At 62.3% G+C, this 26,221-nt stretch carries 26 protein-coding genes; 10 read left to right on the forward strand and 16 right to left on the reverse strand.

All coding sequences use genetic code 11. The annotated features are described in order from the left end of the window. Positions 1 to 213 precede the first annotated feature (213 nt). Positions 214 to 1,125, forward strand: a complete 912-nt coding sequence (locus K2O51_RS07875; protein WP_011301283.1) for a cation diffusion facilitator family transporter — start codon at positions 214 to 216, stop codon at positions 1,123 to 1,125. A 321-nt stretch (positions 1,126 to 1,446) separates the two neighbouring features. Here the strand turns inward: K2O51_RS07875 and K2O51_RS07880 are convergent, their stop codons facing one another. After that, positions 1,447 to 2,802, reverse strand: coding sequence for a sensor histidine kinase (locus tag K2O51_RS07880; protein WP_011301282.1), 1,356 nt, complete (start codon positions 2,800 to 2,802; stop codon positions 1,447 to 1,449). Positions 2,803 to 2,804: 2 nt separating this feature from the next. Further along, positions 2,805 to 3,464: a response regulator gene (locus K2O51_RS07885; protein ID WP_011301281.1), complete on the reverse strand. Its 660-nt coding sequence runs from the start codon at positions 3,462 to 3,464 to the stop codon at positions 2,805 to 2,807. A 143-nt stretch (positions 3,465 to 3,607) separates the two neighbouring features. Between K2O51_RS07885 and K2O51_RS07890 the strand changes: the two genes are divergently transcribed. The 4 genes from K2O51_RS07890 (at position 3,608) to K2O51_RS07905 (ending at position 7,801) form a co-directional block, all read left to right on the forward strand. After that, on the forward strand, positions 3,608 to 4,021 hold the full coding sequence (locus tag K2O51_RS07890) for a PepSY domain-containing protein (RefSeq protein WP_041680601.1): 414 nt from the start codon (positions 3,608 to 3,610) through the stop codon (positions 4,019 to 4,021). Positions 4,022 to 4,133: 112 nt separating this feature from the next. Beyond that, a complete protein-coding gene (locus K2O51_RS07895) occupies positions 4,134 to 4,601 on the forward strand; it encodes a DUF2271 domain-containing protein (RefSeq protein ID WP_011301279.1) in 468 nt (155 codons plus the stop codon). A 25-nt stretch (positions 4,602 to 4,626) separates the two neighbouring features. After that, on the forward strand, positions 4,627 to 6,837 hold the full coding sequence (locus K2O51_RS07900; RefSeq protein WP_220630023.1) for a PepSY domain-containing protein: 2,211 nt from the start codon (positions 4,627 to 4,629) through the stop codon (positions 6,835 to 6,837). Beyond that, a complete protein-coding gene (locus K2O51_RS07905) occupies positions 6,818 to 7,801 on the forward strand; it encodes an FAD:protein FMN transferase (protein ID WP_220630024.1) in 984 nt (327 codons plus the stop codon). The genes K2O51_RS07900 and K2O51_RS07905 overlap by 20 nt, the downstream gene beginning before the upstream one ends. 220 nt (positions 7,802 to 8,021) lie before the next feature. Here K2O51_RS07905 and K2O51_RS07910 read toward each other — a convergent pair whose 3' ends face one another. The 8 genes from K2O51_RS07910 to K2O51_RS07945 form a co-directional block, all read right to left on the reverse strand. Next, complete coding sequence (locus K2O51_RS07910; RefSeq protein ID WP_220630025.1) at positions 8,022 to 8,387, reverse strand: hypothetical protein; 366 nt, start codon at positions 8,385 to 8,387, stop codon at positions 8,022 to 8,024. Between the two features lie 172 nt (positions 8,388 to 8,559). Beyond that, the gene (locus K2O51_RS07915; RefSeq protein ID WP_140951375.1) at positions 8,560 to 8,895 is read right to left on the reverse strand and encodes a hypothetical protein; all 336 of its coding nucleotides are present in this window, start codon (positions 8,893 to 8,895) and stop codon (positions 8,560 to 8,562) included. A 161-nt stretch (positions 8,896 to 9,056) separates the two neighbouring features. Next, positions 9,057 to 9,425 (reverse strand): hypothetical protein, encoded by a 369-nt coding sequence (locus K2O51_RS07920; protein WP_049796515.1) that lies wholly within the window; start codon positions 9,423 to 9,425, stop codon positions 9,057 to 9,059. Positions 9,426 to 10,129: 704 nt separating this feature from the next. Further along, positions 10,130 to 11,164, reverse strand: coding sequence for a DUF1254 domain-containing protein (locus K2O51_RS07925; RefSeq protein ID WP_011301273.1), 1,035 nt, complete (start codon positions 11,162 to 11,164; stop codon positions 10,130 to 10,132). 71 nt (positions 11,165 to 11,235) lie between these two features. Further along, positions 11,236 to 12,678: a DUF1254 domain-containing protein gene (locus tag K2O51_RS07930; protein ID WP_220630026.1), complete on the reverse strand. Its 1,443-nt coding sequence runs from the start codon at positions 12,676 to 12,678 to the stop codon at positions 11,236 to 11,238. A gap of 260 nt (positions 12,679 to 12,938) precedes the next feature. Next, entirely contained in the window at positions 12,939 to 13,754 is an 816-nt protein-coding gene (locus K2O51_RS07935; protein WP_220630027.1) for an SDR family NAD(P)-dependent oxidoreductase, read from the reverse strand. Then, positions 13,751 to 14,701 carry an alpha/beta hydrolase gene (locus K2O51_RS07940; protein ID WP_011301270.1) on the reverse strand — a complete coding sequence of 317 codons (951 nt, stop codon included), beginning with the start codon at positions 14,699 to 14,701 and terminating at the stop codon, positions 13,751 to 13,753. The genes K2O51_RS07935 and K2O51_RS07940 overlap by 4 nt, the downstream gene beginning before the upstream one ends. A 31-nt stretch (positions 14,702 to 14,732) precedes the next feature. Further along, positions 14,733 to 16,253 (reverse strand): flavin-containing monooxygenase, encoded by a 1,521-nt coding sequence (locus K2O51_RS07945; RefSeq protein ID WP_220630028.1) that lies wholly within the window; start codon positions 16,251 to 16,253, stop codon positions 14,733 to 14,735. A 99-nt stretch (positions 16,254 to 16,352) separates the two neighbouring features. Here K2O51_RS07945 and K2O51_RS07950 point away from each other — a divergent pair, with 99 nt between their 5' ends. Beyond that, on the forward strand, positions 16,353 to 17,372 hold the full coding sequence (locus tag K2O51_RS07950) for an AraC family transcriptional regulator (protein ID WP_220630029.1): 1,020 nt from the start codon (positions 16,353 to 16,355) through the stop codon (positions 17,370 to 17,372). A gap of 487 nt (positions 17,373 to 17,859) precedes the next feature. Here K2O51_RS07950 and K2O51_RS07955 read toward each other — a convergent pair whose 3' ends face one another. From K2O51_RS07955 to K2O51_RS07970, 4 genes are all read right to left on the reverse strand, one after another. Next, positions 17,860 to 18,129 (reverse strand): hypothetical protein, encoded by a 270-nt coding sequence (locus K2O51_RS07955; protein ID WP_220630030.1) that lies wholly within the window; start codon positions 18,127 to 18,129, stop codon positions 17,860 to 17,862. 145 nt (positions 18,130 to 18,274) lie between these two features. Continuing rightward, positions 18,275 to 18,658, reverse strand: a complete 384-nt coding sequence (locus tag K2O51_RS07960; protein ID WP_011301266.1) for a hypothetical protein — start codon at positions 18,656 to 18,658, stop codon at positions 18,275 to 18,277. Between the two features lie 192 nt (positions 18,659 to 18,850). Continuing rightward, complete coding sequence (locus K2O51_RS07965) at positions 18,851 to 19,258, reverse strand: Hsp20/alpha crystallin family protein (RefSeq protein WP_011301265.1); 408 nt, start codon at positions 19,256 to 19,258, stop codon at positions 18,851 to 18,853. A gap of 16 nt (positions 19,259 to 19,274) precedes the next feature. Then, positions 19,275 to 19,715, reverse strand: coding sequence for an Hsp20/alpha crystallin family protein (locus K2O51_RS07970; protein ID WP_011301264.1), 441 nt, complete (start codon positions 19,713 to 19,715; stop codon positions 19,275 to 19,277). 315 nt (positions 19,716 to 20,030) lie between these two features. Between K2O51_RS07970 and K2O51_RS07975 the strand changes: the two genes are divergently transcribed. The 4 genes from K2O51_RS07975 to K2O51_RS07990 all read left to right on the forward strand — a co-directional run bounded on the left by K2O51_RS07975 (position 20,031) and on the right by K2O51_RS07990 (position 24,716). Then, the gene (locus K2O51_RS07975; protein WP_011301263.1) at positions 20,031 to 20,957 is read left to right on the forward strand and encodes a LysR family transcriptional regulator; all 927 of its coding nucleotides are present in this window, start codon (positions 20,031 to 20,033) and stop codon (positions 20,955 to 20,957) included. A 77-nt stretch (positions 20,958 to 21,034) separates the two neighbouring features. Next, the gene (tcuA, locus tag K2O51_RS07980; protein ID WP_220630031.1) at positions 21,035 to 22,444 is read left to right on the forward strand and encodes an FAD-dependent tricarballylate dehydrogenase TcuA; all 1,410 of its coding nucleotides are present in this window, start codon (positions 21,035 to 21,037) and stop codon (positions 22,442 to 22,444) included. Further along, positions 22,431 to 23,642 (forward strand): tricarballylate utilization 4Fe-4S protein TcuB, encoded by a 1,212-nt coding sequence (tcuB, locus tag K2O51_RS07985; protein WP_220630032.1) that lies wholly within the window; start codon positions 22,431 to 22,433, stop codon positions 23,640 to 23,642. Before tcuA ends, tcuB begins: the two co-directional genes overlap by 14 nt. 90 nt (positions 23,643 to 23,732) lie before the next feature. Next, the gene (locus K2O51_RS07990; RefSeq protein ID WP_011301260.1) at positions 23,733 to 24,716 is read left to right on the forward strand and encodes a Bug family tripartite tricarboxylate transporter substrate binding protein; all 984 of its coding nucleotides are present in this window, start codon (positions 23,733 to 23,735) and stop codon (positions 24,714 to 24,716) included. 47 nt (positions 24,717 to 24,763) lie between these two features. Here K2O51_RS07990 and K2O51_RS07995 read toward each other — a convergent pair whose 3' ends face one another. Continuing rightward, complete coding sequence (locus K2O51_RS07995) at positions 24,764 to 25,528, reverse strand: fumarylacetoacetate hydrolase family protein (RefSeq protein ID WP_041680298.1); 765 nt, start codon at positions 25,526 to 25,528, stop codon at positions 24,764 to 24,766. 39 nt (positions 25,529 to 25,567) lie between these two features. Then, positions 25,568 to 26,209 (reverse strand): aspartate/glutamate racemase family protein, encoded by a 642-nt coding sequence (locus K2O51_RS08000; RefSeq protein WP_220630033.1) that lies wholly within the window; start codon positions 26,207 to 26,209, stop codon positions 25,568 to 25,570. Positions 26,210 to 26,221: the final 12 nt, after the last annotated feature.

A 26,221-nucleotide genomic window follows, 5' to 3' on the forward strand; every position in this document is an offset into this window, starting at 1 on the left:
TGCCATGTCGCCGATGTTCGCAACGGCCGCGCCGTTGCCGCGGATGGCGCTTTTGTACGGTGCCGGAGGTGCAGCTTCCCGGTGCGGTTACTCTGGCGCCGTCTGCGAATGAAGGCTGGTGGTCTCCCAAGGTTGCCGCCGCCGGCCCAGCTTGGTCAAGGTGTCGCGCAGGCGCTAATATTTGGCTTGTCGTCGAATCACAAGGCACTGTCAATGCAAAAGCAAGATGGATTGAGTCCTGACGCGGACGAAATGCCAGGGAGTCAGGCTGCGGCAAGACGAAGCACGCTCGTGAGCGTCGCGGTCAATGTCGGCCTGACACTCGCCCAGGTTGCCGCCGGAATCTTTGCTGGCTCCCAGGCACTGGTGGCCGACGCCATTCACTCCCTTTCGGATCTGGTTTCGGATTTCGTTGTCCTGTATGCCAGCCACCATAGCAAGAAAGCGCCAAGCGACTCCTATCATTATGGGCACCAGCGTTTCGAGACTGCTGCCTCGCTGATACTTGGACTTCTCTTGCTAGTTGTCGGCGTCGGCATGCTGTCAAACGCCGTACTCAAGCTTGAACATCCGGATTCAATCCAGCCAGTACGAATAGTCGGGCTTTGGGTCGCCCTGGGTGCGCTGGCAACCAAGGAATTGTTGTTTCGCTATATGCTCGCGATCGCCGAACGAGTCCGTTCGAGCATGCTGGTTGCAAATGCCTGGCACGCTCGGTCGGATGCAGCATCTTCGCTGGTGGTGGCGCTGGGGATCCTGGGCAATACCCTGGGTTACCACCTGCTGGATCCGATCGCGGCACTCGTGGTTGGCCTGATGGTGACAAGAATGGGCTGGCAGTTTTCCCGGAGTGCCTTGCGGGACCTGATGGATCGTGCGATCGACGCGGAGACGGTAACGGCGATTCGAAATGCCATGCTGGAAACGCCAGGCGTGCTCGGTGCGCACGATGTGCGGACCCGGAAGATGGGTGACATGATTCTCGTGGACGTCCACCTTGACATCAATGCAGCGGCGAGCGTGAGACAGGGGCATGACATTGCGCTTGAGGCGAGACGGCGAGTGATGAGCCGCAAAGATGTCCTCAACGTCATGACGCACGTTGATCCGGTCGACGTGGCATGAAATCTTGTGGTCAACCGACCAAATGCACTTGGCGGAACTGGTATGAGGAATTGCGATTTTTTCTCACAGAGATAATCAGGTGCATTTTCTCTTTAGTCCTGACGCTGATGCCAGCCTTTGCCCCGCCGACACGGATGGTAATGTCACGGGACGCCTCATCAGCTATTTTGTATGGACGCATCTGGCTCAGGCGGGCTCGCACTATCTGGACAGGGATCTTGATGGGGCCTATTTCGGTCTTTATTTCGTTCTCCCTGTCCGATACGGGTAACCTGCCGGTCGAGCCAGGAGGGCGGTGCTACGGCTATGTCGCCAGGCGGTTCATGCGCGCTTCTGCATCGCTGGCGCACCAAGCAAATCGTCGATGCTGACTTGCAGGCCGTCTTGCCAGCCCGGAGCCGGGGAGCGTAGTTCAAGGGAAGAACCCGCGCCGCGTACAATCGCTTCGACGATAGCAAGGCCAAGTCCGCTGCCCTTGGCTGCGGTCGCTCCGCGCTCGAACGGCTTTGTCAGACGTTTAAGTTCATCGTGCGGCAGCACCGGTCCGTGATTCCTCACTGTGAGCGAACCGGTGGCCAATAGCGAAATCTCCACAGGTTGCCCATGTGAGCCGTGCTTCTGTGCATTCTCGACCAGATTGCGCACGACGATGGCAAATGCGTCCTGATCGATCCACGACGGAACAGGCTGGTCGGGCAGGTCAAGCTGGATCGGGTTCGCAGAGGCCACGCGTCGGAAATCCTCGATGACAAGTTCAAGCACCGGCCGGAGATCCTGCGGCGCATCGCCGAGCACGCGTCCATTTTCCGCCTTCGCGAGTTGCATCAGCCTTTCGCTGACCCGCGACAGGGTGTGCAAGGACCGTTCGACGTTCTGCACGCGCTCCCGCATGGCGGCGGAAGGCATTTCGTCCATGAGACGTTGCGTCTGTGCGAGGGCCGCGGCAATCGGCGTGCGCAACTCGTGTGCGCTGTTGGCGGTGAAGCTGCGCTCGGCGGCCAGCGCGCGATCCAGCCGGGCCATCAGGTCATTGACTGCGTCGGCAATCGGCGCGATTTCCGTCGGTAACTCCTTCTTTGCGAGCGGCGTCAGATCGTTCTGACCGCGCGCGGCAATGCTGCCGCAGAAGCGTCGGATTGGCCGCAGCCCGGTCCGGACAATCAGCCAGATTCCACACAGGCCCACCGGTAGAAACAGGATGAGGACCTTGGCGACCGCGAGCGCGGCTTCCATCACGGCATGCCGGCGCGTGGCGAGCGGCTCGGCGATCATCAGAGAGACCGTGCCCTGTAAGCCCGGCTCGGCGTAAATCCGGTGCGACGGCGTAGAAGTGAAGCCGGCCTTCAGGCCAGGCGGGAAGATGGCCAAAGTGGCGTCGTGCGATCGCAGCAGCAGTCTGCCCTTGTCGTCGCGGACCGCGTAGGTCAGCAATTCGTCGTGCGGGCGAACGGCTGCGATACGGCGGCTGCTATCCTCATCATCATCCGCATCCCGCCCGACGATGTCCATGATGGCGAGCGGCAACAGGCGCTGCGCGGTCTCCTGCAACGCACTGTCCGACATCCGATCGACCTCGCGACGCAGTACGTAGAAAGAAGCCGCCGTCGCGGCCAGCGACAGCACGGCGAGCCCTGCAACCAGCGCTGCCGCGAGTCGACCTTGCAGGCTGCGCAGCATGGTCAGTCCCGCTTGAGCCGATAGCCGAGCCCACGCAATGTCTCGATGACATCGGCACCAAGCTTCTTGCGTAGCCGGCTCATGTGTACCTCGATGGTGTTGCTGCCAATCTCCTCGTTGAAGGAATAAAGGCGATCCTCCAGCCGGCTCCTTGACACGATCATCCCCGGACGCTGAATCAGGGCTTCGAGAAGTGCCCATTCACTGGCCGTCAGGTCAACGTGCGCGTCCCCGCGCATCACGCTGCGCCCCGCCGTATCGATATGCAGTTCGCCGAGTGTGACCAGGGGATTGGGATTGCCCGAATACCGGCGTGACACCGCGCTCACCCGTGCGGAGAGCTCCGAGAGGTCGAACGGCTTAACGAGATAGTCATCCGCGCCGGCGTTCAGGCCAGCGATGCGGTTTGATACCTGATCGAGCGCAGTCAAGATGATGACCGGCACGGTCGAACCACCCGAGCGAATCTCTCGCAGGAAATCGAGCCCCCTACCGTCGGGAAGCAGCAGATCGAGCAGGATCAGGTCGTAGTTAGCGGCCGCAAGGTGTCGGCGCGCATCGGCGATGCTGGCCACGAAGTCGGTCGGATGTCCGTCTTTCTCGATCTGGTCGCGGACAGCCTCCCCGAGCCAAGGTTCATCTTCGATGAGAAGGACTCTCATTAAGAGCTCCTTGATAGGTGTGTCGCGTGACTTTGGCACGCGAACCTGTCACCAACATGAAGAAAATTTCTTGTGTCCGCAAGCTTGGCTTCAGGTTTCAGGTGCATTGTGGAGTCCAGGGATGCGAACGGGAGATGTTAGTCATGAAACACCTGCGAATAGCCAGAGGCTTGGCGCTCACGATGGTCGCACTTGTCGGCGCTGCCGGCATCCATCCCGCACTGGCGCACGACAACGACGATTGCGAGGCGCCTGTGAATGCCTGGAAGCCGCGAGACGCGGTCCGGACGGTGGCGCGGCAAAAAGGCTGGCAGATCGACAGGCTCAGGATTGACGACGGTTGCTATGAGGTCAAGGGGCATGATGCCGAAGGCCGCCGTTTCAAGGCAAAACTTGATCCGGTCACCCTTGACGTCGTCCGTATAAAGCTTGAAGACGCCGACCACGGCGGGGCACGCGGACAACGGCCGGACGCGAATGCTGGCAAGCCACCGGCTGACGCACCCCCCGAAGGCTTAATGAAGCCAGGCACGAAGCCCCAGGTCCAGATCCGCTGACTCCCTATTGCCGACGCACCGCGTACCTCATCGGCATTGTCCCTGCTGAAGCAGCGGCAGGCCAATGCGATGAGTGCGATGCCCCCCTTTTGTCCAAATCAGGAGAATCCAGATGAAACACGCCTTCCCGATCGCCGTGCTTGCCGGCGCGCTTGCCGCGCCTTCACTGGCATCCGCGCGCCAGGTCTTGTTCGAAACGCAACTGTCGAGCTATGGGGGAGATGGCGCGTACGTTGCCATGTATGTCACCGATCGCGCCGGACGGTATCAGGGCACGCTGTGGGTGGCAGGGCAAAAAGCCAAGTACTACCGGCACCTGCGCGACTGGTATCGCGCCACGGGCGGCACCGCAAAGGTGGACGGCATCACCGGCGCCAGCGTCGGCGCCGGCAAGACGCTGCGAGCGACTCTGGATCTGTCCGACGCGCTGATCGATGCCGGATATGAGGTCCACATCGACACGGCGGTCGAGGACATGAAGGAGTACCCGTCCGAGGTCGTCGTGCCGCTGACCTCCTCGGGCGCGAACAAGACATTCAAGGGGAGTGGCAATGTGAAGTCGTTCCGCTATTCACTGTAACCAGGGGCAGGCGAGAAGGTGACCGATGTTACGCAAGCTCCATTCAATCCCCGGTCTCATTGCTGCATTGCTGATGACGATCGTCGCCTTGGCAGGCGCCGCGCTTTCGGTGAATCCGGCACTTGAGCAGGCAAGTGCCGTTCGCCCGAGCCTCGCTCCTCTTAGCGTTGCAACGCTAGCCAGCCGCGTGAGCGCCGCGACGCCCGACATCGAAACTCTCACACGTCGGCCGTCAGGGGTGATCATCGCGCACTACCAGGCCGGGGGCCAACAGCGTGCATCGATCATCGATCCCGCTACTGGCAAGGCTATCGGCGACTATCGCCCCTCGGCTGTCGAGCGTTGGCTGAAGAACCTGCACCGCAAGCTCTTTCTTGGCGACGCTGGCCGGATCGCAACCGGTGCGACTGCTGCCCTCATGCTGTTCGCAGCGTTGTCCGGGCTTGTATTGCTCGCACGCCGGATGGGCGGGTGGTCGCGTATTTTGGCCCCGATCCGGGGTGACGGGTTGCAGCGGTTGCATAACGAAACTGCGCGCGCTGCGCTTGCCGGCCTCACGCTGTCGGCGATAACCGGGGTCTTCATGTCGTTGACGACGTTCGGCGTGATTCCCGAAGGCGGCGCGCAGGAACCCGTCCTCAGCGTTCCGGCAATCACCACACCCCCGATGCCGTTGCGGCAGATGCCCGCACTGGCAATAGATGTCTCCAGTCTGCGCCAGCTGACGTTTGCCAACGCGGCCGACCCAACCAGCCTCATCGAGGTGAATACGACGGATGGCATCGGTTATGTCGATCCATCGTCAGGCAGATGGCTTGCCTTTCAGCCGGCCGACGCCTGGCAACGTGCGCATGGTGTTGTCCGCATGCTGCACACGGGCGAAGGGCTATGGTGGCTCGGGCTGATCCTCGGCGCATCGTCGGCGTCGGTGCCGTTGCTGGCCGCAACCGGTCTGCTGCTGTGGCTGCGTCGTCGACGGGCCATGCCGAAGCTCGCTGGGAACGTGCCGGCACGCGACGCGGATACCGTGTTGCTGGTGGGCACCGAGGGCAATAGCACGTGGGGCTTTGCTTCGGCGCTGCATGCAGCGCTGACCCGGGCTGGCCTTCGCGTGCATGTAGCGCCGATGAACGATTTTGCAGCCGGCTACCGCAGCCTGCGGTATCTGCTGGTCCTGACTGCGACCTACGGTGACGGCGATGCACCGGAGAGCGCTGTGCGATTCCTGCCGAAGCTCGAGCGCCTGACGATCCCCGGCGGGGTAGCGTTCGGGGTCTTGGGCTTCGGCGACCGCCAGTTTCCTCATTTTTGCGGCTATGCGCGAACGGTTCATGACGCACTGACCGCCAGGGGGCTGGAAGCACTGACCGATCCGGGCATGGTTGACCGTCAGTCCGAACCCGAATTCCGGCAGTGGTGTACGGGGCTCGCCGAAAGGCTCGGCGTATCGCTCGATATCCGCTATACGCCATTGCTGCCGCCCACGATACCGCTCAAGCTCGTCTCACGTGACGACTATGGTGGGGATCCGGAGGACATGACTTCGGTGTTGCGCTTCATGCCTGCCGAGGGGGCAAGATCCTGGGCCACCCTGCTACGGCCGCGGCTGCCCCGGTTCGGGACGGGGGATCTGCTCGGCGTCGTGCCACCGGGTGCTACCTCGCCCCGGTACTACTCGCTCGCGAGCGCGACAGCGGACGGCCTGGCCGAGATCTGCGTGCGGCGTCATCCGAACGGCGTGTGCTCCAGGTATCTCACAGGCCTGCAGCCAGGCGACACGATTAAGGCATTCATGCGGCCGCACGCGAGCTTTCGGCCGGGCGCGGGAAACGCTCCTTTAATCCTGATCGGGGCCGGTACCGGGATTGGTCCGCTGATCGGCTTCATCCGGCACAACGGGGCCCGCCGTCCGATGCACCTGTATTTTGGTGCGCGCAATGCTGACGATGGTTTCCTGTACCGCGACGAACTCAGGGACCTGGTAGCCGACCGGCGGCTGCAGGCACTCACGACTGCCTTCTCACGCTCCGGTAGTCGGAGTTATGTGCAGGACCGCCTTGTCGCCGATGCAGTGAGCCTGCGCACCTTGCTTACTCACGGTGCGCAAATCATGGTGTGCGGTGGCCGAAGGATGGCGGAGGGGGTCGCACAGGCGTGGGAACGCATTTTGACGGGTACCGGCTTGTCCGTCGCACAACTGAGAGCACAGGGACGTTATGTCGAAGATGTCTATTGAGGGGGCGCCTGACCTGCAGCTCAAGCGCTTCCGGGTGACCGGCGCGACGATGGGCACGCGGTACTCTGCGACGTTCCACGCGTCCCCGGAGACCGATGAAAGCGAACTTGCTGCGGAGCTTGCTGCTGCCGTAGGCGCGGTTGACGAGCAGATGTCGAACTGGAAGGACAGTTCCGACCTGTCTCGCCTGAATCGCGCCGAGCCGAACTGCTGGGTGCAGGTCTCCGGCAATCTCGCGGCTTTGCTCGTGCGTGCGCTGGAGATCGGCCGTGACACCCACAATGCCTTCAACATCGGCGTCGGTGACCTGGTCGGCATGTGGGGCTTTGGGCCATCGGGGGAACAGCGTGCACATCGTCCGGGCGGAGTGGGCACGTCGCGGGCAAGCCCGTGCCCGCCTGTGAGCGATCTGATCGACGTGGACGTGCAACAGTGCCGGGTGCGCAAGCGGGAACCCGTTGCGCTTGATCTGTGCGGCATTGCAAAGGGATTCGGCGTCGACGAACTCGCGCGCGTGTTGAGCGAGCACGGGATCGGCTCATGGCTTGTCGGCATCGACGGTGAAATGCGCGCGCGCGGAAGCAAACCGGACGGGCCGCCGTGGGCGATCGCGCTTGAGGCCCCGGATTACGACCGACACGCAGCAATGGCCGTGATCGAACTGAGTAACGCCGCCATCGCGACGTCCGGCGACTACCGCCACTGGGCTGACATCGATGGTGCACGCGTCTCGCACACAATGGATCCCCGAACTGGCGCGCCACTGTGCGGGTCCGTTGCGTCCGTGACGGTACTTGCCCCGACATGCGCGGACGCGGACGCCTACGCAACAGCCTTGCTGGTGCTCGGCTTGCAGGCGGGGCGAGACTATGCGCATTGCCGGCGCCTCGACGCACTCTTCATCGTACGCGACGGCGATGCGCTGCGTGCGATCGGGACTGGCTGCTTTGCCAATGTGCAATAGGACCTTGGCCAATTCTTGCTACCGGTATGAGCTTTAGCCATGCACCCAGCGCGGCGCTGTCTTCCGTGACGGCATTCCGATTATGGACATCATCCAGACCTGGCTCGACGTCTCGGCTCACCGCCACGCGGCGCCGAGTCGCTCAACCGAAACACGGACGCCGGCGCTGCCATGCAAGGCATTCTTGTGCCATCGCAATTTGAGCGAGCAAGTTCCTGCGTTACGCGCGTTCTTGGACTTCGGTTGCCTCCGCCCATGGGTCGTCACTGTGAAGCAGCGCAAAATCATCGGGGAACAGCTCGCGAAAGGGCGGGGGATATTGAAATGCCCGCATCGATTCGAGTTTCCGCTGGTCGGTTACGACAAACACCTCAATGAGACGTCGTTGCCCGATGTAGTCCCGAGCATGAACGTAGTAGTACCCGACGTCCTGCCAGACTAACGATTCAGCAATGTAGGGCCCGACGATTCCCGGGATTAGGCTGAAGGCCTTGAACTGCTCCAACGCCTGGTTGACATACTCGGCTTCGGATAACTCAGGTCCCATGGCCGCTGCCGTGAGCCTCAGACGTGGGGCTTTCGTCATATCGTGATGTATGTAAGGCACCGTCGGAAAACAGCCTTCATTATTACGGCGGCACCCTGACGTGGCGAGCCCGCATGCCCATGCGATGGGTTCTATGGCTCGAAGGGCTGCAGCTAAGCCTAACGGCCCTTTGACCTAGGCCGCCTCTACGGCTGCTCCCACGTGCGTACGGTCAGTCGTCGCGCCAGTGGTGCCATTCGCGGCGCTGCGCTTGCCATGCGTGCTCCTGGCGCTCGCGCCATTCATGTTCTTGATGTTCCCGCCATTCATGTTCGCGCCACGCGCGAGCGCGCCAATCTTCGTAGTAGCCTGGTGAGAGCACGACAGGTTGGCGCTGGATCACCACAGGAGCCGGCTCCTCATAGACAGGAACAGGGGCATACACCGGCGCAGCGACGTAGGGAACTGGGATACCCACTCCCACATCCACGTTGACACGAGCTTGTGCGCCAGCCGAAGTAAAGGCAGCCACGCCCGCCAGAAGCACCAACGACAGAACTTTTCTCATGGAGAGAATCCTTCTACTATGACTTACGTGGATAGAAACCGCTGTTGCGAGGATGTTTCCAACGGCACCGGGGTGTCGGCCGCCGTCACAAGCATCCCTCGATTAGTGTTGACGCTTGGGCCGAAGCTGTTTGACGTGCTCGGTAACCGAGCCTGCGTCCGTCACTGCTTCTTGGTGGCCTCAGCGGCGCCGCCGCTAGTGGCCTTGGCTGCGGGAGCCGTTGCGCCCGCCTTCGACTGTTCTGCCGAGGCCTTGCTGGCTTTCGTCTTTGCTACGCTCTTCTCGTGCTTGGCCTTGCTTACCTTTGCCGTCGCCTTGCCTTCCTTTTCTTGCGCGCCCGCGGCCGGCACGTCCTTCTTGGCTTCTTCCTTCAGGGCCGGTGCGGCCTTGCTATCGGCCGCCTTGTCTTTGGCGGTTGCGGTTTGTGCGGGGAGGACGCTCGGATGTGCCGAAGAGGCCGGCGCACCGGTCTGAGCAGCAGCGGTACCAGCGAGAGCGATAGAGGCGATGGCGAGGAGAAGCTTTTTCACGGTGACATTTCCTTGGGTTAGGTGACAGCGCAGCATTGTGCCGTGCTCACTTCCAAGAACGGGGCTGATCTGCACCCTGTTGACCGTTAAGTCGTGACAATCCGTAAGCTTTGCAACCGTTGAAACAATTTACGAAACGCGGACGAATCGATGCTTGGATTAAGGGCGGCAACTCCGATGCGGAGCAAATCGATTGCTGACGATGAATCGGCAAATTGAAATGTTGCATTCGCTCTGCCATCACCGGACCGCGGCATGGAACACCTCCAAGACCTCGAACTCGACTCTGAAACCGTGCCCGCAAAAAAGGGTGGCTGCCAAACGAAGCACGCTTGTTGAGCGACGCCAGGGCGGGTGGTCGCCGGCGTCCTCGCAGGACCCCAGGCGCTGATCGCGGATGCCATTCGCTACCCCCGTCTCGAAGAGGTGTTGCCAAAGACCTAGCCAAACAGTTCAAGCATCGCGTCAATGCCCAACGTGGTGCGGCCACCGATTGGCACCTGGCGACCGCCGCTGATCGGACATGCCACTGAGGGCGCGTTAGGCCGGCCGGTGGCGGGCACCAGTGTGTCTTCCAATGTCGCCGTAATCCCGGACCAACCCGTCTGGATTGCCAATCTCCAGCAACTCCATATGGACGGATTTTCAGATCCGGAAGGCCGCCTTCTTCCTGGCGTTCTTGGGCTTCACTGGAGACGCTCTGCTTAATTGACGGGCTGGGCCGGCGGAAAACTCCATGCGCCACGGAGAATCTCGGAGTGGGGCCTATACAGGCGTACGGTGTAGTTCCACCCGGGCACGATCGGCAGACAGTTGGGCGACTGTCCGTTACACCCACCGAACTGGATCGGAATCGATCCGTCACCGTCCTTCTTGGCTGTGATGTTGTTGACCGTGTAGACGTTGGCCGGGTTCTTCTGGAAGTAACCTTCGGCATTGTAAACGCTGACCGACCAGAATCCGTCCACAGGCACATCCTTTACGTTCACCCGGTACACGGTCTTGCCGTCGTTCTTTTCCGGCGTGATATTCAGGTAGGTGGCGTCCTTGTCCGGGTTGCCGCCCCAGCCAGCCGCAGTGCCCATTAGGTGGCGCACGGGATCGACCTCGCCTTTCTTGCCGAACGACCTCTTGAAATCCGATGTTGTGGCCGATAGCGCCAGCAACGCATCACGCACCTTTTTCTGGCTAACCTGGTCCCAGCTTGGCAGTTCCAGCTTGCCCGTCGCCTTCTGGCTGACCTTGATGACGTCTTGCAACGCATGGACCTGCTTCAGGTCATTCGAATCGTTTGGGTCCACCAGCGTGCGGATGGCCACCACCACGTAGCGCGTGCCGACGTTCTCGCGCGTCAGCGAGTGCGTGCCAGCACCGTAGAACACATTGGGCACGTAGTGGTCCTCGCTGATGACCTGCAGCGACATGAAGCGCTTGCCCGATTCCGGCATAGTGATTGTCACCGGGCCGGCATCAAGATCGAACACACCTGAGGAATACAGCGTGTCACGGTTCAGGCGGATCACGGTCTGCTGATCGATCGACGCGGGCTCGCGCCGGTGCATCAGATTGCCCACGCCGTCCTGCTTTGCCACTCTGGCGATATACATGTCGGACTCTGCACGCACGAAGTTGTCTACCGTGACCGGCACGGTTGCGCCAGCGGCCTGTGCAGCGACGGTCTGACCATGGGTAGTACCCACGCCAGCAAGGGCGAAGCCCACCAAGGCCTCGGCAATCATTGCTCTCTTCACAACTCCCCTCCTCGTATCGGGTTTTCAGAGTCACACAAGCGCGTGCCTGAGCCAGCCTTTTACTCGGCCGCCACCATGGGCGGCTGCCGCCATTGGCCGGACAGCATCTCCTGTTTCGGTAGGTACACGCGCAGGAAGGCATAGAAAGGCCCGTCTGGCGCTGGCAGCCAGTTGCTTACCTTATCTTTGCCGGGGCTGTCCTTCTGGACATACAGGGTCAGCCCGCCATCGCGATCGCGCTTGAGTTGGCCGAGCATCGAAGAGTTGATCAGGTATCGATTCAGGGGGTTAGCCACCAGCAGCTTGCTCTTGCCGTCATACATCGTCAGCGACCAGAACGCATTGGCGGGCGGTAGCTTGTCCTTGTCGAAATGCAAGGTATAACGCGCGGCGGCCGCATTCAGCGGCTGGCCTGCGGCGTCCAGGAAGTAGCCGGGATAGAGCGCCTCTTCCGCCGAGTTACCGAATATTCCCAGTGCCGCCGCTGCATAGCGGTACATGTAGTGGTTGTTCAGGTGCTCTCGTGTACCAAACAAGTCACCGCTGGTGAGCTTCCTTGTGTCCAGTTGCGTCTTCTTGAACTCCACGAACTGCGCCTTGCCATCGGCCATGCCGTCCTCCAGGACCTTCCGCATGGCCGGCGATAGCGAGCGCTCGTCGAACGGCAAGCCGCGACCGACGCCGATCTTTGCGAAGCGCACCATCACATCGTGCTCGCTCGGCACCGTCGGCGCGAACTGCAGCATGAAATTCAGGTAGCGGAAGAAGGCCAACGAATCCGCGGCGTTCGCGGCCGACTTCGGCCAGTCGATGGGTGAGGCTGCTGCTGGTGCCGGCTTGCCGAGGAACGCGCTCAGCGTCCGTACCTTGTAGCCCTTTTGGATAGCACGCACGTGGCGCAAATCCTTGGCGTTGAGAAGCTGCGTGCGGTATATAGCGTAGGCAATGCTGGACTCGCTGCGGATCACGGCCTTGACGCTGGCTGGCTTCTCGCCGTTCCAGTCCGGTCCCGCGATCATGTAGTTGCCACCCTTGTCGCCCGTGGTGCGGGTGCCAAGATAGGCGAAGTTGTGCGTATAAAGATCGATCAGTTGGACGGAGTAGTAACGTTTGTTCTCGATGGGCGGCAACGTAAGCACCAGCGGCTCCGCGCGCAGGTCCATCCAGACAAATGAGTATGGCGTGTCGGAATTGGGCGTGATGATCACCGTGTCTTTCGGCGTGAAGACGTTGGCTGTGTTGCCTATTTGGTTGAACGGCGCCTTGAAGTTCGGACCACCCTGGTCGACTGCCTGGGCGTAGAGGGTCTTGTACGCTTCAACGACCGGGTAGCCGTAGGTGTACGCGTCGCCCGCGATGGAGCGAAGTTCCGCCTCATTGACCGCGCTCGCAGCCCCCTCGTCGGCGGCCTGTTCCGCCGCTGGACTATTTTTTACGGCCTGGCATCCCGACAACGCAAAGACTTGTAGCAAAGCGGCCACCAACAGATGCTTGATCGACATCACGGCTCCCATAAATTAGAACAGGGGGTTACATTCCCCAAGTGCAGCACACATGGGCAATTGCGACGTCCTGCCACCATTTGTAATGTGGAGAATTCTTTCAATGGAAGGCATAGACAGCGCGGGGCCAGGCCCTTCTCCCGGGTGCAGCGCCCACAAGACTACTCCCCATCCCGCGCGGTGCGTTGGCAAGGCCGCCCAGCGCTTTGGACCAAGGCGCCCCGGTGTGCACGATTGATCCACCGGGAATATACGTCCAGTTAGTTTCGCGAGGGCATCGCTCGTCCAATCAGCCGCCAGTAGCTTGTCGGCATGAGACGCTCCAGCCAGGAAGAGATGACGGCGTCGTGGCCCACAAGCACGCGTTCACGGTCGACTTGCACGGCCCGCACGATAATCTCGGCCGCCTTCTGCGGGGGCATGCGCAGCAGCTTCTCGAAGTCGGCGCGGCCCTGCCGCACTTCCTCTTCACACAGGTTGCTACGTGTGCGTGCATGACGGGCGATGGATGTGGTGACCCCTCCTGGGTGGACGACCGTAACGCCTATCGGGGTCCCTGCCAGTTCGTGGCGCAACGCATTGGAGAACCCGCGCACCGCGAACTTGCTGGCGCAATAGGCGGCATGGCCTGGGGGCGCGATGAGACCAAACAGGCTGGAAATATTGACGATGCGCGCCTGCTGACGCTCGCGCAGCAGGGGCAAGAACGCGCGTGTCATCCTCACCACGCCCTCGAAGTTGACGGCCATCACCCAGTCGAAGTCAGCCTCGCTGACCTCCTCGAAGGTGCCACCGAGTGCCACGCCCGCATTGTTAATGACCAGGTCGACCTGGTCGTGCTCTTGCACCACTGCATGCGGCAAGGCAGCGACGGCTGCACGGCAGGCGACATCGAGTACATGTTGGCTGGTGTGTACGCCCGACTTGCCAGCCATCCGCGCGGTCTCGCGCAGACCGTGCTCGTCGATGTCCGCCAACGCCAAATGGCAGCCTCGACGCGCCAGTGCCAGCGCAAGCGAGCGCCCGATACCACCACCTGCGCCCGTCAATACGGCAACGCGGTCGTTCAGCTTCATGGTCTCGATTCCATAAGTTGACAACATTGCGAGGATTGCCCCGTTGCGCGGGGGACGACACCAATGTGCCTGTTCAGAAAGGCCAACTGCGCCGCGATGCTGCTTGCGAACGCCCGCTCATCGTGCAAATGCAACTCAAAGTGGTTGCCTTCCACGAGATGAAATTCGCCGTTCGGTATGCATCTGGAGGCCCGTCGCGCCGCACTGGCCGGCGTAATCGTGTCGTTAGTTCCGGCCACGATCAGCGTAGGCGCGGTAACCTTGTGTGCGCGCCGGATCGGGCTGTAGAGCGGCACCTCAAGGAAGACGCGCGACAGGACCTTGTTCTCCCACTCAGCGCCTGCAGGCAGCAGCCTTGCATAACCATGCCAGGCGTCATCGCCGGTCAACGCGGCCATATCGCCGGGACGACCGACGATCGGGCTGTAGTGCGGGCGACGAATGACGCTCCCACACAGGTCGCGCATGGCGGCAAGCACCATGCGCAGTGAGAGGCCGAAGGGTATCTGCCGCATACCGGCCAGCCCACTGACATGCGGGACTTGGGCTATGACCGCCCGTACCCGGTGGTCGGCGGCAGCGGTCTGGATGACATGCCCGCCTGAGAACGATGTCCCCCACAACACCATGCGATTGGCGTCGACCTCTGGAAGTGAGCGCACATGGGCGATTGCGGCGGCCCAGTCCTGCAGGTGACGGCGCGGGCTGACCCAATGCCTCGGCTCTCCATCGCTGTCTCCAAAATTCCTGTAATCGAAGAGATATGCAGCGTAGCCTTCGGCCACGAACCGCCCTGCAATGGCAGGCAGGCCGGCGGCACGAATGGCGCCGAATCCGTGCGCCATGATGATGACAGGCGGGCTCGGGCTCGGGCTCGGGTTCGGCAGCATCAGCGTGGCTGCACAACGCTCACCGCGACTTTGGAAGGAAGTCTCAATGCTGACCATGCAAGGCTCCAAGGCGGAATGTGGCTGACACTCACACGGCCGTTCCGTCCATTCTGGTTGCCACAAGGTCGCTGGCTTTCCCAGTGCGCGCCGTGGTTGCGGCACGGACGAACGCCAGCGCGGGATCGTTGACCGGATGCCTTGTCAACATGTCGCGGTCGGCCTCGAAGTTATGGACGACGCGCCACGGCAGCTTGCGCCCCTGGCGGGGCAAGACGTTTCGGCCGCGCTGCACATAGCCGGACTGCAGGGAATCCATGACTGTTTCATCCAGCATTTCCCCGGCGGGCGCACCTGGCGTGACAACCTCGTACTCGTGGCGGTCCATATGATCGAGCAGCCGGCAGATGTAGCTGGCAGCAAGGTCGACCTTCAGAGTCCAGGGGGCATTGGTATAACCAAACAGATGGGCCATGTTGGGCACGTCCTGCATCAGCACGCTCTTGTAGGTCATGAGGCTGCTGGCGTGGCGCGGTTGCCCATCCACCTGTACTTCCATGCCACCCAACGACTGAAGCTGAAGGCCAGTGGCCGTGACAATGATGTCGGCGTCGAGGCGCCTGCCCGACTTCAGGCGAACGCCGGTCTCAGTAAAGGTGTCGATCTGGTCCGTCACCACTGACGCCTTGCCTTCGCGGATGGCCTTGAAGAGATCGCCGTCAGGCACGGCACACAACCGTTGGTCCCACGGGTTGTATTCCGGCGAAAAGTGCCGCAGGTCGGCACCGTGGCCGAGTTGTTGCTCGACATGCGACAGCAGCCAGGCGCGAACGCGCTGAGGCCACCGTCTTGCCGCCCTGTAGATAAAGCGCTGCAGGCGAATATTGCGCCAGCGTGCCAGGCCAAAGACCCAGCTTGCCGGCAGCATCTTCTGCAGCACGGCAGATATCTTGTCATAGGCCGGCACTGAGAAGACGTAACTCGGCGATCGCTGCAGCATCGTGACGTGCGACGCCTTGCCTGCCATGGACGGCACCAGGGTGACCGCCGTCGCACCACTTCCGATCACGATGACACGCTTGCCGTGGTAGTCGAGGTCTTGAGGCCAGTGTTGCGGATGGACGCAGATACCCTGGAACCGCTCGAGACCCGTAAAGTCGGGGCGGTACCCGTGGTCGTAGTTGTAATAGCCCGTGCAGGAAATCAGGAACTTGCAGGTGAGGGAATGGGTTTCGTGACTGTCTTCCTGCTGTACGGTGACGGTCCAACTCCGATCTTCGCTCGACCACGATGCACGTAGGACTTTGAGTCCGAACCGGATGGATTTGTCGACGCCATACTCGCGCGCGGTATCGGCTATGTAGCGACGGATCGCGGGCCCGTCGGCAAGGACTTTCAACTCATGCCAGGGACGGAACTTGTAGCCGAAGCTGAACATATCCGAATCCGACCGGATGCCGGGGTACCGGAACAGGTCCCATGTGCCGCCGATGGCGCTGCGCCGCTCCAGGATGCCGACGCGCTTGTCGGGACAAGCCTCGGCCAGGTGGCAGGCCATGCCGATGCCGGATAAGCCGGCGCCAATAATCAATACGTCGAAGTCGGCCTTCACGCAGCGTCTCCTTATGTCTTGCCTGATCGCCCGGAAACTGTAGCGCGCCGCGCGAAAGCACTCTTGACACTACGAGACACTTAATTTACGTTACGAGCCATGGATGCCCTGGTGAGAGCAAGTGGATTGCGTGGCTACCCCGTGCTGATGCGCGACCTGGGTTGCGACCCCACGCCGTTGCTGCAGCGATATCACCTCGACGAGGGGGCGCTCGGCAGCGATGACGCCATGATTTCGCTACGCGCCGTCGTGCATCTTCTGGAAGCCAGCGCGGAACAGACCCGGACCGGTGACCTCGGCTTGCGCCTGTCCCGGCACCAAAGCATTGACGTGCTGGGGCCTTTGAGCATCGCTTTGCAGAACGCACCGACGATTCGCGCGGCCATGGATTTCGCGGCGCGCCACACGTTCGTGCATAGCCCCGGCCTGGTCTACGCCGTGCACAAGCACAGCGAGTTTGCCAACGATGCAGCCGAAGTTTCCATCGAGATCCGCCTCTCGCGGCAGCCGGCTCAGCGGCAAACCATTGACCTGTGCCTGGCAGATATCCATAACTTCACTCGGCTGCTAGCCGGCGACCGATACCTGCTTCGCGCAGTGTCAGTTCCACACACGCCCGTTGTACCCGTCAGCACTTACGAGCGCTTCTTTGGCGCCAGGGTATGGGTGGAGCAGCCGAGAGCCAGTCTGCATCTCAGCCGGAGCACGCTTGCGGCCGACCTGCTCGGCGTCGACGCAACGCTGCGGCGAATTGCCGAGGACTACATCTTTCGCCATTTCGGCAGCGAGCAAGGCAGTGTTTCTGATCGTGTCCGGCAGGTTCTGCGCCAGACGCTGGGCACGTCGAGCCACAGCAAGGCCACCGTGGCCGATCTGCTGGCCTTGCACCCGCGCACGATGCAACGCCGCCTTGCTGCGGAGGCGACCAGTTTCGAAGCCATCAGGGACGACGTGCGCAGGGAACTGGCCATGCGCTATCTATGCGAGACCAGTCTGCCTCTCGGACAGATCTCTCTCTTGCTGGGCCTTCCCGCCCAATCTGCGTTGTCGCGGGCTTGCCGTCAGTGGTATGGCGTCCCCCCTTCTGCATTGCGCAAGCATAAACGCGCCGCAGATTGATCCACGCGCTGCGAGGCCGCAACCGGCCGGAAACGGCCGGCTCACATCTAGGCCGGCCTTGTATAGAGGCAAAGCCCCGGGGAAGTTTTCAGGGGAGGCCGTCGAAGCCTCCATAAGCTGTCAAAAAGACTAGCGCAATCCAAAAAAGCTCAGGATGGCCAGGATAATCACTACCGCTCCGACAAGCCAGACTATGTTCATGAGAATCTCCTAGCTACACGTGTCCTGAACCAGTTTCAAGGCACTTGCGTGTTACCGGGGCAAATTTCGTGCCGATTCGCAGATACCAAAAGCGATGACATGGGCGGCACATGGCCAGCGCGGACTGAGAGAGCGGCATCGGGCGCGCCGGCGCGCCTGCAACTTTTGCTCCGTCCCGGTGAAAATGTTTCCGATACGCAAGGAGGGCGACAACGGTGCTTCCTTAATTTGCTGCAGCGCATAATCGGAAATTGCAGCCTACGTTCTGTGTTTGCCTTTCGGGTGCCTATGTATCCACGTCGGTGGCAGTCGTGAGACTATTTCGCGCAACGGCGTGACCCAGAACCGCCACGGCCTCATCTTCCAACTTCACCGCTTGTTCCGGCAATTCAAGAGAACGGTGTCGCGGATATAAGCAGCTAAGCAGTTCGGCAACAACAGCTCTTGAATCGAAAGGCCCGAACTGTACGACTTCGCCCTCATTGACCTCGGCTATATACCATTCGGACCGCGAAACCGAATAGACCACGACCAAACGCCTAGTTTGAGCGTTCATGACAAACTCCCCGAATCCTCCTGACGGAGGCAGGAAATATTAATGTGCTCTCTGGCTCAGAAAATGAGATGAAAACGGCATTGCGCTTGACTGTGAATAGCCGCCAGCCATTTGGCCGATATAAATCAGACGCTCGAAAATAGCCTCACTGAATGAGGGGGACAATACCGATCCGCTCGGCCAGCATCCGTTCGTACACGCCAAAGTGGAGGTCCACTTCGGCCTGGCTGACCACCGTGACGTCTATGCTGAACTGATCCGTCTTTAGCCCTAACATGGTGGCGAGCGCTACCTCCAGAGTTGGCGCAGCATCCTTGTCCTTCGAAAACGTCGTGCCAATATTGATGGAATAGGCATTTGAACGGTCCGCTACGACCTCCAATAGTCGCGCTGCAGCGCTCATATTGTGCTCGATGGCAATGCGCGCCAGCTCTGCAATGGTCCGCATCTTTTCAGTCGGAAATCCACCCAAGCAGCGCAGGCGAACGCGATGGGGACCTAACGTTATCCAATCGGTATCGAACTCCATGGTGACCTCTGCTGTGTACGTCATGCTGCCGTCGACAACGATGATCCATGTGGCTTAGGAAAGGCCAGCGCCATTACGCCGTGCGCATACTGTAGATCGGCGAGGGCTGGGGTTCCATCGCGCGCGGCGAACACGAGGTTCGCCGGGCCGACCAGCGCGCCTGGTCGACGCCCTGGTCGACGCCATGTCTCCCTACGTCACGTTGATCGCAATCCTCCGCGGCCGCGCATCCTCGCGACGCGGAATGGTCAGCTTCAGCACGCCGTCTTGCAACTGTGCATTGATCTGCGTGGCATCCAGATCCGGACTCAGTGAAAAGACACGCGCGAAGTGGGGCTGGCTGACTTCCGCGTACTGCACGCGCAGGCCTGAAGGCATCGGTACGACGGCTTCCGCCGCAATATGGAGGTTGTTGTCGTGCACGCTCACCTGAAGCTTGTCACGACTCACTCCCGGCAGATCAGCCCACAAGGTCACGCCGTTTGTATCCTCCACGATGTCGACTGCGGGCACCAGGGTCACTGCCCGCGCAGCTTTGTCCTCGCGACGTTGCGCCAACGCACTGTCATGGCGTTCGGCGACTTGGGTGGCATCGTTCATGGCAGGCTCCTTCCCATTATTGGACGGTGATGGCACGCGGCTTCGATGCCTCGCGTTTGCCCACGCTTACGGAAAGACAACCATTGGCATATCGCGCCTGTACCTTGTCGGGATCGGCGCCCTCGGGCAATTCAATCACTCTGCGGAAGGCTCCGACAAAGCGTTCCTGTGCATACCGTCGCGACTCCGGCATGTCATCGGACCAAACGGAGTGGCGCTCGCCGCTGATTGTCAGCAGCCCTCTGTCGATAGAGACCTCAAAGTCTTCTTGCTTGACGCCGGGCGCGAACGCAACGATCTCGATGGAGTCGTCCGTTGCGCCAACATTAACCGCAGGAAATGTGCCGAAACGCCCGGCGCGGATGCTGGAGGGAAAACCCCCGAACACACCAGTCATCTGCCTTTGCAAACGTTCGAGGTCACTGAAGAGGTCAGTTCCAAAGAATGCGTCAGCCATGGTCGTATCCTCCTTTCGATGCCAGCGAGGAGGAAGGGGCCTTACGCGCTCCCATTCACCTGCCTCACTGCTGGCAAACAAACAGAAACACGCAGCGCGACGTCGCGACTGCCTTAGCGGAAATAAAAATAGCAAGAGAAAAAAGCGATTTCAAGAGATGCATAAATCACATTCATGCCGGGCTGGCGAAACGTGTCCTGCTTTGTCTGGCAATCAGTAATCGCTATCCTCGCAGGGGCGGGAGGGCGACCCCGCAGGGCAAGCGCGCTCGACAATCGGCCGCGCCTTACGGAAAGTGCAAGAAGGAGAAAACGAATGGAGCTTCGGCAGTTGCGGTATTTCCTGCAGGTAGTCGAACTCGGCAGCATGGGAAAGGCTGCGCAGAAGCTGGACGTGGGCACATCGGCACTTAGTCAGCAGATCAGCAGGCTCGAAGGCGAGTTGGCGACTCGGCTCTTGCAGCGCACGTCCGCAGGCGTGGTGCCGACGGACGCCGGGCTGGCTTTTTGGCGGCAGGCGCAACTGGCCGTCCGCCATGCCGACGATGCGGTCCGTGCCGCGCAGCTCGCGAGACTGTCTGGCCACGTCAGCGTCGGCATGGCGCCCAGTACGATCTCGGTGCTTGGCTTGCCTTTCATGCAGGCCATGCGGGACCGCTATCCGGACATCCGGCTTCATCTCGTCGAAAGTCTCTCGGGCAACCTGGCGACCATGATCGACACCCGCCAACTTGACCTCGCCGTCCTGTTCCAGGCAGACGGACACCACCGCTGGAGTCTGGCGCCACTGCTTACGGAACGTCTTTTCCTGATCGGCCGGCGCGACATGCCGGGCGTGCCAGCGGGTAAGACCGTGAAGCTGGCGCAGTTGCACGATTTGCCGCTGATCCTGCCAAGCAGTCCGCACGGATTGCGGTCGGTGCTCGATGTGGCATTTGCGAGGGGAAAGTTCCAGCCAAACCTGGTGGCCGAGATCGACGGACTCGCGATGCTGATGGATGCCGTGCGGGCAGGCTTCGGGGCGACCGTGCAGCCCGGCGCGGCAGTCGCGCGGCTCGGCGGCGAGCCGCTTGCCATGATTGCCATCGCGGACGCCGGCGCACGCCGGCCCAATGTGCTGGCCAGCTTGTCGGATGAAGAGCTGTCGCCGGCCGGGCTCGCCGCCCGAGGCACCCTGGCGTCCGTCGCGCGTCAGCTGGTGCTGGACGGAAGCTGGCCAGGGGCGACCCTTCACGATTCCTAAACACCTGTTTCCCGCCCCCTTCTGGCGGGCGCCCGCCCCGCTCAGTACAGTCGCAGCCAACAACGGAGACTGTACTCATGTGGGACGTACTCGTAATCGGCGGGGGCAACGCGGCGCTGTGCGCGGCCCTCATGGCGCGCGAAGCTGGCGCCAGCGTGCTGCTGCTGGAAGCTGCGCCGAAGGCCTGGCGCGGCGGCAACTCCCAGCACACCCGCAATCTGCGATGCATGCACGATGCGCCTCAGGACGTGCTGGTCGACAGCTACCCCGAGGAGGAGTACTGGCAGGACCTGCTCAAGGTCACCGGTGGTATCACCAATGAGGCGCTGGCGCGCCTGGTGATCCGCGCTTCATCGACCTGCCGGCCGTGGATGCGCCGCCACGGCGTACATTTTCAGCCGCCCCTGTCGGGCGCGCTGCATGTCGCCCGCACCAATGCCTTCTTCATGGGCGGCGGCAAGGCCCTGGTGAATGCCTACTATCGCAGCGCCGAAAACCTTGGGGTAGAGATCCGCTACGAAACGCCGGTCGATGCCATCGAACTCGATGGCAGCCGGTTCGTGGCCGCGCGCAGCGGGGCACAGCGCTTCCAGGCGCGTACCTGCGTGCTGGCCGCGGGCGGCTTCGAATCGAACCGGGAATGGCTGCGCGAAGCGTGGGGCCGCAACGAGCGCGGCGAATGGCCGGCCGACAACTTCCTGATCCGCGGCACACGGTTCAATATGGGAGTACTGCTCAAGCACATGATCGAGGCGGGCGCCGATGCTATCGGTGATCCGTCGCAATCGCACTGTGTGGCCATCGACGCGCGCGCGCCGCTGTATGACGGCGGCATCTGCACGCGTATCGATTGCGTGTCGCTAGGCGTGGTGGTGAACCGCGACGCCGAGCGCTTCTATGACGAGGGCGAGGATTTCTGGCCGAAGCGCTACGCGATATGGGGCCGCCTGGTGGCCCAGCAACCGGGCCAGATCGCTTACTCGATCATCGATGCCAAGGCTATCGGCCGCTTCATGCCTCCGGTCTTCCCCGGCACGGTAGCCGATACGCTGCCCGAACTCGCGCGCAAGCTGGGTCTGCCGGAACAGGCATTTGTGAAGAGCGTGGCCGACTACAACGCCGCCTGCCGGCCCGGCACGTTCGACCATACGACGCTGGATGACTGCCGCACCGAAGGGCTGACGCCGCCGAAGACGCACTGGGCACGGCCCATCGACACCGCGCCCTTCTATGGCTATGCGCTGCGTCCTGGCATCACGTTCACCTACCTCGGCCTGAAGGTCGACGAGCACGCCGCCGTGCATTTTGGCGGCGAGCCGAGCGACAACCTGTTCGTCGCTGGCGAGATGATGGCCGGCAATGTGCTTGGCAAGGGCTACACGGCGGGCGTCGGCATGTCGATTGGCACCGCCTTCGGCCGTATTGCGGGCACCCGCGCCGCGCGCGCGGCCGCACAAGCCAAAGGAGTACAACATGAAGCAGCTTGAGGCACTCGTGCGCGAGGCTGAAGATACGGCCGTCGCGGCCGCAGCCGACATCTCTCAGACCCGTGAACGCAGGATCATCCCGATCCAGGCGCTGCCGCTGACCGACAACGAAGCCGAGGTTGCCCGCCAGATGCAGATCTGCAATGCCTGTCGCTACTGCGAGGGCTTCTGCGCGGTGTTTCCGGCCATGACGCGGCGCCTGTCCTTCGGCAAGGCGGACATCAATTACCTGGCCAACCTGTGCCACAACTGCGGTGCCTGCTACCACGCCTGCCAGTACGCGCCGCCGCACGAGTTCGCGGTGAACGTACCGCAAGCCATGGCGCGGGTGCGTGGCGAGACCTACGCCGAATATGCATGGCCCGCGCCGCTGGGCGCGCTGTACCGGCGCAACGGTCTCACCGTGGCACTGGCGCTGGCCTTTGGCCTCGCCTTGTTCCTGCTGCTGGCCGTGGCGCGCCACGGCGCCTTGTGGCACGCACCGCTGGCCGGCAACTTCTATGCGATCTTTCCGCACAACATGATGGCCGCGATGTTCGGGGCGGTGTTCGGCTTCGCAGTGCTGTCGCTGGGCATCGGTGTGCGGAAGTTCTGGCGCGATGTGTCGCCTGGCCACGCGACGCCGCCTGCCCTGAAGGAGGCCGCCGCTGACGCGCTGACGCTGACCTATCTCGACGGCGGACACGGCCAGGGGTGCAACGAGCAGGACGATCGCTTTACGCTGGCGCGTCGCCGCTTCCATCACCTGACGTTCTACGGCTTCATGGCCTGCTTTGCGTCCACCGGCGTGGCGACGCTGTACCACTACCTGCGGGATCTCCACGCGCCGTATCCGGTGACGAGCTTGCCTGTGATGCTTGGGTCGGCCGGCGGAATCGGGCTGCTCGTCGGCCCTGCTGGCCTGCTGTGGCTGAATCTGCGGCGCGACCCCAACCGCGGCGATGCCGCCCAGCGTCCCATGGATCGTGGCTTCATCGCGCTGCTGCTGCTGACCGCGGCTACCGGCCTTGCCTTGCTCGCCGGCCGTGATACCGGCGCCATGGCCACGCTGTTGGCCGTCCACCTCGGCGTGGTGATGGCGCTGTTCGCCACGCTGCCGTTCGGCAAGTTCGCCCACGGCATCTACCGCTGCGCGGCGCTATTGAAGTCGGCCATCGAAAAGCGCCAGCCGAACTCGCTGCAGCTCGGTTCGGACTGAGGCAGTCCCAACCTCCAATGCGCTCAGGCACCGGCGTTTGCTACCCGCGGCGCCGACAAGAACATCATCGAATCCCAAGGAGACAGTCGCATGTTTGACATGACCCGCCGTACCGCCATCGCCTGCCTGGCAGGCGCAAGCTTCGCACTCTGCGGCATGATGCCCGCTGCCGCGCAGAGCTGGCCGGAGAAGCCCGTCACGGTCGTGGTACCGTTCGCTTCCGGTGGCACCACCGACATCATTGCCCGCACCATTGGCCAGAAAATGGGCGAGTCGCTTCGCCAGCCCGTCGTGGTGGACAACCGGCCCGGTGCCGGCGGCACGCTTGGCGCGAGCAACGTGGCACGCGCCACGCCAGACGGCTACACGCTGCTGCTGGCCACCGTCGCGCATACCATGGCGCCAGGCATCTACAAGAAGCTGCCCTACGATTTCACCCGCGACCTGGTGCCGGTCGGCCTCGTGGCGTTGACTCCGAACGTGCTGCTCGTCAGTGCTTCGATGCCCGTGAAGTCGGTGGCTGAGTTGATTGCCTACATCAAGTCGCATCCCGGCAAGGTGAATTACGGCTCGGCGGGTCCCGGCAGCACCGAGCATCTTTCCGGCGAACTGCTCCGGTCGATGACCGGCACCGATATCGTCCATGTCCCGTACAAGGGCGGCGCACCGATGATGACCGACCTCATCGCCGGGCAGATCCAGATGGCCGTGGAGACCAGCCCCTCGGCGGCACCGCACGTGCGCTCAGGCAAGCTCCGCGCGCTGGCGGTGACTACGGCGAAGCGTTCGCCCGCCTATCCCGGCGTGCCTACGTTGGACGAAAGCGGCATCAAGGGCTACGAGGTGACCACGTGGTATGCGCTGATGGCGCCGCGTGGCACGCCTGAGACGGTCACGCGGCGCCTCGGCACGGAACTGGCCAAGGCGCTGCAACAGCCGGACGTGCTGAAGCGCTTCGAAGAGCAGGGGGTGACGGCGGGTGACATGACGCCAGCGAAGCTTGCAGAGTTCATCCGCCAGGAAACCGAGCGTTGGGGGCGGGTGTCGAAGACGGCCGGTGTGACTGCGGATTAATAGCGCCGCATGCAAATGTTGCGGTATACCGGCATACCGGCAAACCGTTAGAACTGAACTGACGCGCTGCCGATACCATCGAACGCCACGGTCACCAGATCGCCAGCGGAAGCGGGCAGGATGCCGACCCATGTGCCCGTGGTGACGACCGTACCCGCTTCCACGCGCCTGCCTTCGCGCGTAGCGTGTCTCAACCAGGCCACCAGCCCAAACGCCGGATCGCCAAGCGCATGCGTGCCGCGGCGCTCCAATTCCTGCGCGCCAATCCTGACGTGGCAACGCTGCGAGGCCCAGTCGCGAGCCTGGTAGGGCATCCATTCGCCGAGCACCAGCGCGCCGTGCGCCTGCAAGTCTGCAAGTTTCAGCAGCGCCGGTGCATCGGTGTACTGCTGCCAGCGCGAGTCCACGACTTCGATCGAGACTGCCATGGCGTCGATCCATGCCGATGCCGTCTCGCCATCGAGAGCTGCTGCTTCAGCAGCGTCTACCGAGCGCCCGAGGCGCAGCGCAATCTCGGCCTCGATGCCACGCCAGGTGAAGGGCCATCCCTCGGCTCGCGCCGGGCTGCTCCAGACGCCTTCCACAGGAAGTTGCGCGTGCGTCAACTGCGCCTGACGGGACGGTCCGCCGGACTTCCAGAATGCAGGCCCGGATGTTTGCCAGCCGAAAGCCGAGGCTACCTTTGCCTGTACTGCGTAGGACTCCTCGGGCGTCGTCAATGCGCCAGCCAGTGACTGCGCATCGACGCACTGTTGTTCGCGCCTTGCGCGGATGATGGCGTGGGCGACGGCATCGATCGGGTCGACATTCATATGGGTCATCTTGTTGGAGTGAATGAAAGCAATGGCCTGTCAGTCGCCATCCAGGGCACGCAAGATGGCGCGGCATGCTGCGGGTACCGGACCAATCACGGGTATGGCGAGTCGCCTGCTGAGTGCCTCGGCGGCGCGGCCCAGCGGACCGCCCCCAATGACCACGGCTTGCGCGCCATCGGCCTCTATGCAGGACTGGACGGCTGCGGCTAACGCTGCCTCCAGCGCTTCAGGGTCCTGGCCAAGCAGCAAGGGATTGCCTGAGGTGAACCGTGTTCCTGTGAAGCCGGCCTCCAGCCCAAGCTGACGGACTTTCGACGCGATGGAGGCCGCCAGTGCCGGTGTGGTCGTGGCGATGCCGAAGCGGCCGTGTTGCGCAGCCTCGCGCATGGCCGCCTCGCCGATGCCTACGACCGGCACTGCAAGCCGGCGCCGAAGGATCTCGGCGCCAGGGTCCCCAAACGCGGCGACGATGAAGCCGCCGACGCTGCCCACATCGACGGCACCGACCACGTCCGCTGCTGCCTGCAGATCGCTCTCTTCGACGATCATCGGCACGCCACTTTCCATGGTCAGGCCGCGGATGGCTGCGCGTCCGCCCAGGCTGGAACGCGCAATCTCCACCATCATCTGCGTGGTTGCCTGCGACGTATTAGGGTTGATTAACAGGATCGGATTCATGTCATTGCTTGA

Origin of the sequence: Cupriavidus pinatubonensis, assembly GCF_019602855.1 — a bacterium.
In the GTDB taxonomy this organism is placed as follows: domain Bacteria; phylum Pseudomonadota; class Gammaproteobacteria; order Burkholderiales; family Burkholderiaceae; genus Cupriavidus; species Cupriavidus pinatubonensis.